Raw genomic sequence first — 13,658 nt, forward strand, 5'->3', positions numbered from 1 at the left:
AAATGCCTTGCGTGCTCGTTTTAGCCGGAAAGACCTACGGTTTTTTCCGCTTGTGTGCGTCTTTCCAGATGAATAATCCAAAACCTGCGAAAAATACGAACATGAGGCCGACCGTCAACACACCGGCAAACACCACATTATCGAAAAACATGACTGGCCTCCTGGTCTTGCCCCTGTTGCGATGGGTTCAAGTTAACCAATCAGGCCTGGATGAAAATTGACCGGGGTCAATAACGCCCTCAACGGGGCGAAAAGGTGGGGAAATAACTGATCTGCATCAATGGATCGAGGGGGTTCAGCGCTTTTTCGGTTTGTTTTTCGACTTTTTCTTGGGCTTGCCCAACGGCATGGCCTGCTCGAAAGCCTGGCGGACTTCATTGAGGCGTTTTTCGTTGAGGTCGTGAACGCGCTTGGCGCGCTCGGCACTGAGGTCGATCAGCTTGTCGTCTTGGCTCATGGCGTGTGGGCATCGTGCAGTGAATTGCGGATGCGCCCATGATGCGGGGTGTTGACGGCGTTGACCAGCCTGCGTACGTCGGCAAACGCCTGAATCAGATCTGGATATCGACCCACAAGCCCTGGCGCGACTCTTCGTCTATCAGCGGCACCACCGGCACGGTGTTGTCGGCGTTGAGTTCGGTACCCGGTACGGCCAGGTGTTCTTCAGGATCTTCATTGGCCTCGCGGTGGCGCTTGTCGCGCTCTTGCCGGCGACGCTGTTCCTCGCGCAACAGCAGCGCGGCCTCTTCCGGGTCGCGGCTCTGCAGGTCGATGGTGCTTTCGTTGGAGCTTTGCTGCACCGGGACCACGGGCGGTATGTCCGGTCGCTGGCGAACCGGATCCTGTTGAGCGGTGATAGGTACGGCGCTCAAAGGGAGCATGGGTGGCAACATAAAGGTCTCCTGTCTTCAGGTTGTCGGCTGGGAAAGTGGCAGCTTGAACCGCCGGTCTGAAACTTGTGACCCAGTTGGCATTGCAGCGATCCCCAGGGCCGAGCTCGTTTGATCGCTGGGCAAGCGTAAGTTCCGTGCGTCGCTCACTAATCAACGTACGTAAATCCTTTGGTCTGAGGGATCCTTCCGTTAAGATAACCGGCTTTTTCAAGGCGGGAGTCAGGCAGCATGGCGCAGCAGTATCAACCGGGGCAACGCTGGATCAGTGACAGCGAAGCCGAGCTGGGTTTAGGCACCGTTCTGGCACAGGACGGCCGCTTGTTGACCGTGCTCTATCCGGCCACTGGCGACACTCGCCAGTACGCGCTACGGAACGCGCCGCTCACCCGTGTACGGTTTTCGCCGGGCGATGTGATCACTCACTTCGAAGGCTGGAAAATGACCGTGCGCGAAGTCGATGACATCGACGGGCTGCTGGTCTACCACGGCCTCAACGGACAGAACGAAGTCGTCACCCTGCCGGAAACCCAACTGTCGAACTTTATCCAGTTCCGCCTGGCGAGCGACCGTCTGTTCGCCGGCCAGATCGACCCATTGGCCTGGTTCTCCCTGCGCTACCACACCCTGGAACACACCAGCCGCCAGTTGCAGTCTTCGCTTTGGGGCCTGGGCGGCGTCCGTGCCCAGCCTATCGCCCACCAATTGCACATTGCCCGTGAAGTAGCCGACCGCATTGCGCCGCGGGTGTTGCTGGCGGACGAAGTGGGCCTGGGCAAGACCATCGAGGCCGGCCTGGTCATCCATCGTCAACTGCTGTCCGGCCGCGCCAACCGCGTCCTGATCCTGGTACCGGAAAACCTCCAGCACCAATGGCTGGTGGAAATGCGTCGACGTTTCAACCTGCAAGTCGCGCTGTTCGACGAAGAACGCTTCATCGAAAGCGATGCCAGCAACCCGTTCGAAGACACTCAACTGGCCCTGGTGGCGCTGGAGTGGCTGGTGGACGACGAGAAGGCCCAGGACGCGCTGTTCGCCGCCGGCTGGGACCTGATGGTGGTCGACGAGGCCCATCACCTGGTGTGGCACGAAGATCAGGTCAGCCCGCAGTACGCGCTGGTCGAGCAACTCGCCGAGACGATCCCGGGCGTGCTGCTGCTGACCGCGACCCCGGAACAACTGGGCCAGGACAGCCACTTTGCTCGCCTGCGCCTGCTGGACCCGAATCGCTTCCACGACCTCAAGGCCTTCCGTGCCGAGAGCGAAAACTATCGCCCGGTGGCCGAAGCCGTGCAGGAGCTGCTGGACAAAGGCCGCCTCTCGCCCGAAGCCCACAAGACCATCCACGGCTTCCTGGGTAACGAAGGCGAAGCGTTGCTGACCGCCGTCAATGATGGCGATGTCGAAGCCAGTGCCCGCCTGGTGCGTGAACTGCTGGACCGCCACGGCACTGGCCGCGTGCTGTTTCGCAACACCCGCGCCGCCGTGCAGGGTTTCCCGGAGCGCAAGCTGCACGCCTATCCGCTGCCGTGCCCGGCCGAATACCTCGAATTGCCGCTGGGCGATCATCCCGAGCTGTACCCGGAAGTCAGCTTCCAAGCCCAGCCGGACGCCAGCGAAGAAGAACGCTGGTGGCGTTTCGACCCGCGGGTCGAGTGGCTGATCGACACCCTGAAGATGCTCAAGCGCACCAAAGTACTGGTGATCTGTGCCCACGCCGAAACCGCCATGGACCTGGAAGACGCCCTGCGCGTACGCTCCGGCATTCCGGCCACGGTGTTCCACGAAGGCATGAACATCCTGGAGCGCGACCGCGCGGCGGCCTATTTCGCCGACGAAGAGTTTGGTGCCCAGGTGCTGATCTGTTCGGAAATCGGCAGTGAGGGGCGCAACTTCCAGTTCGCCCATCACCTGGTACTGTTCGATCTGCCGGCGCACCCGGACCTGCTCGAACAACGTATCGGCCGTCTGGACCGGATCGGCCAGAAGCACACCATCGAGCTGCACGCGCCGTACCTGGAAACCAGCCCACAGGCGCGGCTGTTCCAGTGGTATCACGAAGCCCTGAATGCCTTCCTCAACACTTGCCCGACTGGCAACGCCTTGCAGCATCAGTTCGGCCCGCGCCTGCTGCCATTGCTGGAAGAAGCCGACGATGGCCAGTGGCAAGCACTGATCGACGAAGCCCGCACCGAACGCGAACGCCTGGAGGCCGAGCTGCACACCGGTCGAGACCGTTTGCTGGAGCTCAACTCCGGCGGCACCGGTGAAGGCGATGCGCTGGTGGAAGCCATTCTCGAGCAGGACGACCAGTTCGCCCTGCCGATCTACATGGAAACCCTGTTCGACGCCTTTGGCATCGACAGTGAGGATCATTCGGAAAACGCGCTGATCCTCAAGCCGAGCGAAAAAATGCTCGACGCCAGCTTCCCGCTGGGCGACGACGAAGGCGTGACCATCACCTACGACCGCAACCAGGCGCTGTCGCGCGAAGACATGCAGTTCATCACCTGGGAGCACCCGATGGTGCAAGGCGGCATGGACCTGGTGCTGTCCGGTTCCATGGGCAACACCGCCGTGGCGCTGATCAAGAACAAGGCCCTCAAGCCCGGCACCGTGTTGCTGGAACTGCTCTACGTCAGTGAAGTAGTGGCCCCGCGTTCGCTGCAACTGGGCCGCTACCTGCCGCCGGCCGCCCTGCGCTGCCTGCTTGACGCCAACGGCAACGACCTGGCCGCCCGGGTTTCGTTCGAAACCTTGAACGACCAGCTCGAAAGCGTGCCACGTGCCAGCGCCAACAAATTCATCCAGGCCCAGCGCGACCAGCTCACGCCTCGGATCAATGCAGGCGAAGAAAAGATCGCCCCGCGTCACGCCGAACGCGTGGCCGAGGCCCAGCGTCGCCTGGCCGCCGATACCGACGAAGAACTGGCGCGCCTGACCGCCCTACAAGCAGTCAACCCGACCGTGCGCGACAGCGAACTGGTAGCCCTGCGCCAACAACGCGAGCAAGGGCTGGCGATGCTTGAGAAAGCGGCGTTGCGCTTGGAGGCGATTCGGGTGTTGGTGGCGGGCTGATTGCCGCAGTAGTCCGAAAAAAGGCCCGCAGCGATGCGGGCCTTTTTGTGAGCAACCTGCCAAACACAGAAATGCCTGGCCGGGACATGGTCAACTGTGGCGAGGGGATTTATCCCCGCTGGGTTGCGCAGCAGCCCCAGAATCCATCATGCGCCGAGATTGTCAGTTGAAATGCAGAGGGTTGCTGCGCAACCCAACGGGGATAAATCCCCTCGCCACAATGCCCTGTCGGCTTCAGCTCCAGCCTTGGCCTTGGCATCAAGGACTGTAATACCCCACCGCCACCAGGAAGTGCCCGACCTTCTTCAGGTACGCGTGCTTGTCCTCGACCTTACCGGTCACCGGGTTCTTCCACCGATACTCATACTCCCCCACGTCCTGCTTGCCGATCATGGCCAGGATCGGCTCGCCCACCGGTTTGCCATCGGGGTCCTTGACCTTGGCGAAGTCGGTATTGATCAACCGCAGGTTGGTGCCGTGACCGACATAGCGCCGGGTATTGAGGTCGACGACAAAGACGTACAAGTCATCCTGCAGATAACCGCCCTTGAGGGAGTTAACCGCCGTCAGCGTGGCCTTCTCATTTTTCAACAGGTCGCTTGAAGCCTTGTCCAGCAGCGCCTTGGCCTGTTCGGCGGAAGCCCGGGGCAGGTAGTAGCCGACAGCCAGAATCCGTTCGCCGACACGCTGGAAATACACATGCTTGCGCTCGACCTTGCCGTCCGACCAGTTCTGCCAACGGTACTCGGCTTGCTGGATGCCACTGGCCTCGGGAGTCTTCAAGGCGTCCTTGAAGGCTTTGCGCAGGTCCGGGCCCAGCACTTCAGACACATCCCGCCCGATCAGCGCCGAGGAAGGCCCGCCGCTGGCGAGCATCACACCCTGGGTATCCACCACGAATACGTAGCGATCCTTGTCGACGAATTCCCCCTGGCGACTGAAGGCGGCAAAGGCTTTGTCGCCGTTGTCGTGGTAGTAAGCCAAGGCCTTTTCCAGCAGCGAGCGGGCCGCCTGGCCGTCATCCGGTGTCGCTGCATGAACCGGTGCCAGCCCCAGCACAAGCATTGCGCCCAGCCAAGCCATCCTGTGAAAAAAACCCATATGCGCGCCCCTCGTTCTTGTTGGTGTTTCAAGAGCGTAGACGGCGTGGGGTGATGTTGGAGTATTCAGGGAATTGCTGGAGAGCCGGAGGCGTCAGCGGGTATGGTTACTGACAGAGGCGGTGCCATCGCGAGCAAGCTCGCTCCCACGCTGGACAGCGTTTCCTGTGGGAGCGAGCTTGCTCGCGATAGCGGCGGCACATTCACAATCGCTATCGCGAACAAACGCCCACAGGCTTATTGAGCCCCAGCGCGGAGTTGCTGCTGCAAGTTCTGGATCTGCGCTTGCAAGGTGTTGATGTTACGGGTGACCTGGCCACGGAAGGCGTCGAACTCGGCAGTGTTGCCGCCCTTGTCCTGCTGGCTCTTGAGCACGATCATGTCCTGCTCCAGGCGATCGATGGCCGAGTTGGAGGTGGCTCTTTTCAGGGCGGTGATGTCGGCTCCGATGCTCTTGAGCTGAGCATCCAGGGCACCACCCTCGCCTTGGCTTTTCAGGGCGTTAACTTCAGCCACCAGCGTCTTGACCTGGGCTTGGAGTTCCTTGTTGGACGCTTGCAACTGGGCGTTGGTGTTCTGCTGCTCAGAGGCCTGGGCAATGAGCTGGGCCAGTTCCTTGTCCAGGTCGGCGGACGGACCGAAGGTAGCTTGCTGTTGCTTATACTGCTCCAACAGTTTGTTGTCGAATTGCTTGCCCTGATCCTGCAGCTTGCTTTCCAACTGCTTGATCTGCAGTTTCAAGGCCTCACTGTCGCTCATCACATTGGACTGGCCGGCGACAACCTTGCCGGAAAACTCCTGCAGTCGCCCCGCCGCATCTTCACTGATCCGCGCGAAGCTCTCCTGGGTGGCCACCAGTTGCTGTTCCATCAGGGAAATCTGCTGGAAGCTCCACCAGGCCAGGAAACCGAACGCACACAGCAGCGCGCCGACCAACGCCCACAGCGGCCCGGTGCTGGGCCCCTTGACCTTGGCCGCGGCAACGGGCGCCGGGCGTGCTTGCACGTGAGGCTGGCGGTTGGGCAGGAAATCATCGTCATCGGGAATGTCGGCCCGCATCCGCAGGCTCGGTACATCATCGAAGTCGTCGTTGGCATCGTTACGCATGGGCATGGTTCAACCTTTGGGAAACCGGTGATGGCTTGATGCGGCGAGTATAACCCCCTCGCCCGCCGCACCGATTGACCCCGAACCTGGCAGTCGGTTCATGACGGGCCGATCAGCGGGTACTCGGGTGGGCTGTATGGCTAGTCATACAGGCTGCTGTACCTTCCACCAGGCACAAAATTCATCGAGGGCGGTCCACAGGCTGACCTGCGGATCATAATCGAGATAATGCCGGGCCCGGCTGATGTCCAGGGTGAAATTTTTGTTCATGACCTGCATGCCCAGGCGCGACAGCGTCGGTTCGGGGCGGCCCGGCCACAATTTGCAGAAACCTTCATTCAGGGCCGCGACACTATAAGCCAAGCCGTAGGAACGATAACGCCGGACCTGCGGGACTTCCATCTGGCGCATCACATAATTGACCACATCCCACAGTGGAACCGGTGCCCCATTGCTGATGTTATAGGCCTTGCCCAATGCTGAATCGGTAGCCAGCAGGCTGCTGAGCAGCGCTTCGTTGAGGTTTTGCACGCTGGTGAAATCCACTTTGTTCAGCCCGTTGCCGACAATCGCCAGGCGCCCCTTGCGCTGCATTTTCAACAGCCGCGGAAAAATGCTCATGTCACCGGCACCGGTCACGAAACGCGGGCGCAGGGCCAACACTTCGAGGCCGAACTCCTGGGCGCCGAAGACTTTCTGCTCGGCCAGGTATTTGGTGGCCGCGTAAGGGTGCTTGAAGCGCTTGGGCACCTGTTCTTCGGTCAACCCGAGGTGGTCACGACCGTCGAAGTAGATGGACGGCGAGGACAGATGAACCAATCGGCGAACCTTTTGCTTGAGGCAGGCCTCGACGACATTTTCCGTGACTTGGACATTGCCCTGGTGGAAATCCTGGTAGCGGCCCCAAAGTCCCACGGAACCGGCGCAATGCACGACGGCTTCGACATCCAGGCACAAATCCCGGGCCAGCAGCGGGTCGCTCAGATCCCCTTGGACAAACTGTGCGCCGCGACGCACCAGGTGTTCCACACTCTCGGCCCGGCGACCATTGACCCGTACATCCAGGCCTTGCTCCAGGGCGAAACGCGCGAAGCGTCCGCCAATGAAGCCGCTCGCGCCGGTGACCAGAATTTTCATGAATGCTCCTAAGAAATGCGGTTACGAGCCTTGCGCTACAACCTGCAATTTTATCTGTGCGCCGCTTTTACCAGCAGCTTGACGTCTACTGCGCCTCCCAAGGCACCAGCCACTGCCGGGAGGAGCGGATCAACTGTTCGGTCAACAAGCCGAGCAACTGCCCGCCATTGCGCCAATGATGCCAGTACAGCGGCACATCGATCGGTTTATCTGCCAGCAATTCCACCAGCACGCCTCGCTCCAGCTGTTCGCGCACTTGCAGCTCCGGCACGAGCCCCCAGCCCAGCCCGACTTCAGCAAGACGGATAAAACCTTCGGACGAGGGGCACAGATGGTGCTCGAAACCGCCCTCCACGCCTACGGACGCGAGGTAGCGGTGCTGCAGGAAATCATCCGGGCCAAACACCAATGCCGGCGTACGGGCCAGTTGATCGGCCCGCACCCCGTCGGGGAAATGCCGGGCGATGAACGCTGGGCTGGCCAGCGCCCGGTAGCGCATCGCCCCCAGCAAAACACTGCGGGCGCCCGCCACCGGGCGTTCGCTGGCGCAGACACACGCCGCCACTTCACCGGCGCGCATGCGCTTGAGACCAACGGTCTGGTCCTCCACCACCAGGTCGAGCAACAGGTGCTGCTCGGCGCAGAAATCGCCCACGGCCGCCGCCCACCAGGTTGCCAGGCTGTCGGCGTTCAAGGCGATGCGCAAACGCTCCGGCAAACCCTCTTCATCCAGGGCCGGCACCAGGCTTTGCAGGTCGCGCTCAAGCAGACGCACCTGTTGCACGTGATTGAGCAGCCGTCGGCCGATCTCCGTGGGCGCTGGCGGCGTGGCACGTACCAGCACGGGCTGGCCGACGCGCGCTTCCAGCAGTTTGATTCGTTGGGAAATGGCCGATTGCGACAAACCCAACACTTGGGCCGCGCGCTCGAAACCGGCCTGCTCGACCACGGCAGCCAGGGCAGAAAGCAATTTGTAATCGAACATCAGTTTTCCTAATGAGCAATCAGCAGGATTTGTTTTTCTTATACAGCCCTTCCCCGGAGAATGGCCAGCATTGAGACACAAACCGGGGATCAAACCTATGTGGCAAAGTTACATGAACGGCCTGCTGGTGGCCTTTGGGCTGATCATGGCCATCGGCGCCCAGAACGCATTTGTGCTGGCCCAGAGCCTGCGCCGCGAACATCATCTGCCCGTGGCGGCGCTGTGCGTCACGTTCGATGCGCTGCTGGTCGCCGCTGGGGTTTTCGGCTTGGCGACCTTGCTGGCCCAGAGTCCGTTGCTGCTGTCGATTGCCCGCTGGGGCGGTGCGGCGTTCCTGCTCTGGTACGCCAGCCTGGCCCTGCGCCGGGCCTGCTCGAAGCAAAGCCTGCGACAGGGGGGAAACCAGGCTGTACGCTCGCTGCGGGCGGTGCTGCTCAGCGCCCTGGCGGTGACGCTGCTCAACCCCCACGTCTACCTCGACACCGTGCTGCTGATCGGCTCTCTCGGTGCCCAGCAGAGCGTGCCTGGCGCCTATGTCGTGGGCGCGGCCAGTGCCTCGCTGCTGTGGTTCTTCACCCTGGCCTTCGGCGCTGCGTGGCTGGCACCCTGGCTGGCTCGTCCCAGCACCTGGCGGATCCTCGACCTGCTCGTGGCGGTGATGATGTTTACCGTGGCGGTGCAATTGATCGTCAACGGCTGATTATTCCAAACCGCTCTGGAACCTCTATTCCACACAGTTGTTGCGTGGTTATGCCGCACCCCCGGTGCTATGATCCGACTCCTGCGCCGCAAAGAGTACAAACTCCCCGGCGCTAGTCTGGCCGCCCGTGATCGGCCTTGCGCTCACCGCAACTGACCTGATTAGGAGAATCACCATGGCTTTCGAATTGCCGCCGCTGCCCTATCCACACGACGCACTGGCGCCACACATTTCCAAGGAAACACTGGAATACCACCACGACAAGCACCACAACACCTATGTCGTGAACCTGAACAACCTGGTGCCTGGCACCGAGTTCGAAGGCAAGACCCTGGAAGAAATCGTCAAGACTTCCTCGGGCGGTATCTTCAACAACGCCGCTCAGGTCTGGAACCACACCTTCTACTGGAACTGCCTGGCACCGAACGCCGGCGGTCAACCAACCGGCGCGCTGGCTGAAGCCATCAACAAGGCCTTCGGTTCGTTCGACAAGTTCAAGGAAGAGTTCAGCAAAACCTCCATCGGCACCTTCGGTTCCGGCTGGGGCTGGCTGGTGAAAAAGGCCGACGGTTCCCTGGCCCTGGCCAGCACCATTGGTGCCGGCAACCCGCTGACCAGCGGTGACACCCCGCTGCTGACCTGCGACGTGTGGGAACACGCTTACTACATCGACTACCGCAACCTTCGCCCGAAATACGTCGAAGCGTTCTGGAACCTGGTCAACTGGAAATTCGTCGCCGAGCAGTTCGAAGGCAAAGCCTTCACCGCCTAAGCGCCAATGCCAGACAAGAAAACCCGGCGTCGTGCCGGGTTTTTTTTTGCCGGAAAAAATGACCGCAGGCAAAATACCTCGCGTCTGGAACCCCAAGAAAAAATCCCTGGAGGCCTCAAGTTGCGGCCCCTTCCAACCGACACAATGGTCGTAGAGCAATCACTCTGGAAAAAACGTACACCGATAAGGTTTCAAGCGAAAAACCTTGTGTTTGATTGTCCCTTTGACTGACATCACAGGATTGCCAATACTCATGGCAACTTGACGCTACCCGCACGGAACAAGGAACCACTCTTTGAAGCTGGAACTCAAGAACAGCTTGTCTGTGAAGTTGCTCCGGGTCGTGCTCCTCTCGGCATTGATCGTTGGCATGGTCTTGAGCTGCGCCCAGATCGTGTTCGATGCCTACAAAACCAACCAGGCCGTCGCCAGTGACGCCCAACGGATCCTCGACATGTTTCGCGATCCTTCGACCCAGGCCGTCTACAGCCTGGACCGGGAGATGGGCATGCAAGTGATCGAGGGCCTGTTCCAGGACGAAGCCGTACGCATGGCTTCCATCGGCCATCCACGCGAAACCATGCTCGCCGAAAAAACCCGGCCCTTGCAGCGCTCCGAAAGCCGCTGGCTGACCGACCTGATCCTGGGCAAGGAGCGCACCTTCACCACGCAACTGGTGGGACGCGGCCCCTATAGCGAATATTACGGCGACCTGAGCATTACCCTCGACACCGCCACCTACGGCGAGGGTTTCATCGTCAGCTCGGTGATCATCTTCATCTCCGGAATGCTGCGGGCCCTGGCCATGGGCCTGGTGCTGTACCTGGTCTATCACTGGCTGCTGACCAAGCCGTTGTCGCGGATCATCGAGCACCTGACCGAGATCAACCCCGATCGCCCCAGCGCCCACAAGATCCCGCAGCTGCGCGGCCACGAGCAAAACGAACTGGGCCTGTGGATCAATACGGCCAACCAACTGCTCGAATCCATCGAGCGCAACACGCACCTGCGCCACGAAGCGGAAAACAGCCTGCTGCGCATGGCCCAGTACGACTTTCTCACCGGTCTGCCCAACCGCCAGCAACTTCAACAGCAACTGGACAAGATCCTGGTGGACGCCGGGCGCCTGCAACGCCGGGTGGCGGTGTTGTGTGTAGGGCTGGATGATTTCAAGGGCATCAACGAACAGTTCAGCTATCAGACCGGCGACCAGTTGCTGCTGGCCCTGGCCGATCGGCTGCGGGCCCACAGCGGTCGACTCGGCGCACTGGCGCGGCTGGGGGGCGATCAGTTCGCGCTGGTCCAGGCCGACATCGAACAGCCTTACGAGGCGGCCGAACTGGCTCAAAGCATCCTCGATGACCTGGAAGCGCCGTTCGCCATCGACGATCAACAAATCCGCCTGCGGGCCACCATCGGCATCACCCTCTTCCCCGAAGACGGCGACAGCACCGAGAAACTGTTGCAGAAAGCCGAGCAGACCATGACCCTGGCCAAGAGCCGCTCGCGCAATCGCTACCAGTTCTACATCGCCAGCGTCGACAGCGAGATGCGCCGTCGTCGCGAACTGGAGAAAGACTTGCGCGAGGCCCTGGCCCGCGAGCAGTTCACCTTGGTGTACCAGCCGCAGATCAGCTACCGCGACCTGCGGGTGGTGGGCACCGAAGCCCTGATCCGCTGGCACCATCCCGAGCACGGCCTGGTGCCGCCGGATCTGTTCATTCCCCTGGCCGAGCAGAACGGCACCATTATCGCCATCGGTGAATGGGTGCTGGACCAGGCTTGCAGGCAATTGCGCGACTGGCACGACCAGGGCTTCGTCGACCTGCGCATGGCGGTCAACCTGTCGACGGTGCAACTGCACCACGCCGAACTGCCGCGGGTGGTGAACAATCTCCTGCAAATGTACCGGCTGCCGCCGCGCAGCCTGGAGCTGGAAGTCACCGAGACCGGCCTGATGGAAGACATCACCACCGCTGCCCAGCATTTGCTGAGCCTGCGCCGCTCCGGGGCGCTGATCGCCATCGATGACTTCGGCACCGGCTATTCGTCCCTGAGCTACCTCAAGAGCCTGCCGCTGGACAAGATCAAGATCGACAAGAGCTTCGTCCAGGACCTGCTCGACGACGAGGACGATGCAACCATCGTCCGGGCCATCATCCAGTTGGGCAAGAGCCTGGGGATGCAGGTCATTGCCGAAGGCGTCGAAACAGTCGAGCAGGAAGCCTACATCATCGCCGAGGGCTGCCACGAAGGTCAGGGGTATTACTACAGCAAACCGCTGCCGGCACGGGAATTGGGCCTTTACCTGAAGCAGGCCGAGCGCAGCAAGGCGTCCATCATCTGATTCCTGCCCCTGGGCGCCAAGCCTCGCTTTGCGAGGCAGTTCCTACAGACACTATCGAAGGCGGCAATCTTTCATCATTAAATAAGAAATATTTACACCTGCAACCCTTTACACATAATGCAAATCTTTCGCATTATGTCGCAGTTTTGCGCACCCTCGCGCCTGTCCCATCCATCATCGAAGCAGGATGTTTGCCATGATTCGTATGCCCCTGGCTACCGCCAGTCTGCTGGCTATCGCTATTTCCCTCGCCGGTTGCGGCGAAGGCAAAGACAAGGCCGCCGCCCCGCAAGCGCCAACGCCTGCCGCCAGCACCGCGGCACCGGTCGCCCCTGCTGCCGCCGGCAAAATCGACGAAGCGGCCGCCAAGGCCGTCGTCGCGCACTATGCCGACATCGTCTATGCCGTCTACAGCGATGCCGAATCCACTGCAAAAACCCTGCAAACCGCCGTCGACGCGTTCCTGGCCAAGCCGAACGCCGAGACCCTGAAGGCCGCCAAGGCTGCCTGGGTCGCCGCACGCGTGCCTTACCTGCAAAGTGAAGTGTTCCGCTTCGGCAACACCATCATCGACGACTGGGAAGGCCAAGTGAACGCCTGGCCCCTGGATGAAGGCCTGATCGACTACGTCGACAAATCCTACGAACACGCCCTGGGTAACCCTGGCGCCACCGCCAACATCATCGCCAATACCGAAGTCCAGGTTGGCGAAGACAAGGTCGATGTGAAAGACATCACCCCGGAAAAACTCGCCAGCCTCAACGAGCTGGGCGGTTCCGAGGCCAACGTCGCCACCGGCTACCACGCCATCGAATTCCTGCTGTGGGGCCAGGACCTCAACGGCACCGGCCCTGGTGCGGGCAACCGCCCGGCATCGGACTACCTGCAAGGTACTGGCGCCACCGGTGGTCACAACGACCGTCGTCGTGCCTACCTCAAGTCCGTGACCCAATTGCTGGTCAACGACCTCGAAGAGATGGTCGGCAACTGGAAGCCGAACGTGGCCGACAACTACCGCGCCACCCTGGAAGCCGAACCGGCCGAAAGCGGCCTGCGCAAGATGCTGTTCGGCATGGGCAGCCTGTCCTTGGGTGAACTGGCGGGCGAGCGCATGAAGGTGTCCCTGGAAGCCAACTCGCCAGAAGACGAGCAGGATTGCTTCAGCGACAACACCCACAACTCGCACTTCTACGATGCCAAAGGCGTGCGTAACGTGTACCTGGGCGAATACACCCGCGTCGACGGCACCAAGATGACCGGCGCGAGCCTGTCGTCCCTGGTCGCCAAGGCCGATCCAGCCGCAGATACGGCGCTCAAGGCCGACCTGGCCGACACCGAGGCCAAGATCCAGGTCATGGTCGATCACGCCAACAAGGGTGAGCACTACGACCAACTGATCGCCGCCGGCAACACCGCGGGCAACCAGATCGTGCGCGACGCCATCGCCGCACTGGTCAAGCAGACCGGTTCGATCGAACAGGCCGCGGGCAAACTGGGTATCAGCGACCTGAACCCGGACAACGCTGATCACGAGTTCTGATC

Annotated in this window: 12 protein-coding genes; 5 read left to right on the plus strand and 7 right to left on the minus strand. The window is 61.2% G+C overall.

The window, feature by feature from the left end:
- Window positions 1-34 precede the first annotated feature (34 nt).
- From ccoM to V7773_RS17240, 3 genes are all read right to left on the minus strand, one after another.
- Entirely contained in the window at window positions 35-151 is a 117-nt protein-coding gene (gene ccoM, locus V7773_RS17230; RefSeq protein ID WP_025212288.1) for a cytochrome c oxidase subunit CcoM, read from the minus strand.
- A gap of 144 nt (window positions 152-295) precedes the next feature.
- Window positions 296-457, minus strand: a complete 162-nt coding sequence (locus tag V7773_RS17235) for a hypothetical protein (RefSeq protein WP_003198631.1) — start codon at window positions 455-457, stop codon at window positions 296-298.
- A gap of 94 nt (window positions 458-551) precedes the next feature.
- A complete protein-coding gene (locus V7773_RS17240) occupies window positions 552-893 on the minus strand; it encodes an aspartate-semialdehyde dehydrogenase (RefSeq protein WP_092144282.1) in 342 nt (113 codons plus the stop codon).
- 228 nt (window positions 894-1,121) lie between these two features.
- Between V7773_RS17240 and rapA the strand changes: the two genes are divergently transcribed.
- A complete protein-coding gene (rapA, locus tag V7773_RS17245) occupies window positions 1,122-3,968 on the plus strand; it encodes an RNA polymerase-associated protein RapA (protein WP_336074238.1) in 2,847 nt (948 codons plus the stop codon).
- A gap of 258 nt (window positions 3,969-4,226) precedes the next feature.
- Here the strand turns inward: rapA and V7773_RS17250 are convergent, their stop codons facing one another.
- The 4 genes from V7773_RS17250 to V7773_RS17265 all read right to left on the minus strand — a co-directional run bounded on the left by V7773_RS17250 (window position 4,227) and on the right by V7773_RS17265 (window position 8,297).
- Window positions 4,227-5,069: a cache domain-containing protein gene (locus V7773_RS17250; protein ID WP_336074239.1), complete on the minus strand. Its 843-nt coding sequence runs from the start codon at window positions 5,067-5,069 to the stop codon at window positions 4,227-4,229.
- A 236-nt stretch (window positions 5,070-5,305) separates the two neighbouring features.
- Window positions 5,306-6,181 (minus strand): hypothetical protein, encoded by an 876-nt coding sequence (locus tag V7773_RS17255; protein WP_063322603.1) that lies wholly within the window; start codon window positions 6,179-6,181, stop codon window positions 5,306-5,308.
- A gap of 138 nt (window positions 6,182-6,319) precedes the next feature.
- On the minus strand, window positions 6,320-7,312 hold the full coding sequence (locus V7773_RS17260; RefSeq protein WP_063322604.1) for an NAD-dependent epimerase/dehydratase family protein: 993 nt from the start codon (window positions 7,310-7,312) through the stop codon (window positions 6,320-6,322).
- Between the two features lie 85 nt (window positions 7,313-7,397).
- On the minus strand, window positions 7,398-8,297 hold the full coding sequence (locus tag V7773_RS17265; protein WP_072342064.1) for a LysR family transcriptional regulator ArgP: 900 nt from the start codon (window positions 8,295-8,297) through the stop codon (window positions 7,398-7,400).
- A 97-nt stretch (window positions 8,298-8,394) separates the two neighbouring features.
- Here V7773_RS17265 and V7773_RS17270 point away from each other — a divergent pair, with 97 nt between their 5' ends.
- The 4 genes from V7773_RS17270 (at window position 8,395) to V7773_RS17285 (ending at window position 13,656) form a co-directional block, all read left to right on the plus strand.
- The gene (locus V7773_RS17270; protein WP_336074241.1) at window positions 8,395-8,997 is read left to right on the plus strand and encodes a LysE/ArgO family amino acid transporter; all 603 of its coding nucleotides are present in this window, start codon (window positions 8,395-8,397) and stop codon (window positions 8,995-8,997) included.
- 175 nt (window positions 8,998-9,172) lie between these two features.
- Entirely contained in the window at window positions 9,173-9,769 is a 597-nt protein-coding gene (locus V7773_RS17275; RefSeq protein WP_063322607.1) for a superoxide dismutase, read from the plus strand.
- Window positions 9,770-10,064: 295 nt separating this feature from the next.
- Window positions 10,065-12,116 (plus strand): putative bifunctional diguanylate cyclase/phosphodiesterase, encoded by a 2,052-nt coding sequence (locus V7773_RS17280; RefSeq protein ID WP_092144274.1) that lies wholly within the window; start codon window positions 10,065-10,067, stop codon window positions 12,114-12,116.
- 196 nt (window positions 12,117-12,312) lie between these two features.
- Window positions 12,313-13,656, plus strand: a complete 1,344-nt coding sequence (locus tag V7773_RS17285; protein ID WP_063322609.1) for an imelysin family protein — start codon at window positions 12,313-12,315, stop codon at window positions 13,654-13,656.
- Window positions 13,657-13,658: the final 2 nt, after the last annotated feature.

The sequence above is a fragment of the Pseudomonas sp. 3JA genome, from assembly GCF_036961705.1.
GTDB classification, from domain to species: Bacteria; Pseudomonadota; Gammaproteobacteria; order Pseudomonadales; family Pseudomonadaceae; genus Aquipseudomonas; species Aquipseudomonas fluorescens_Q.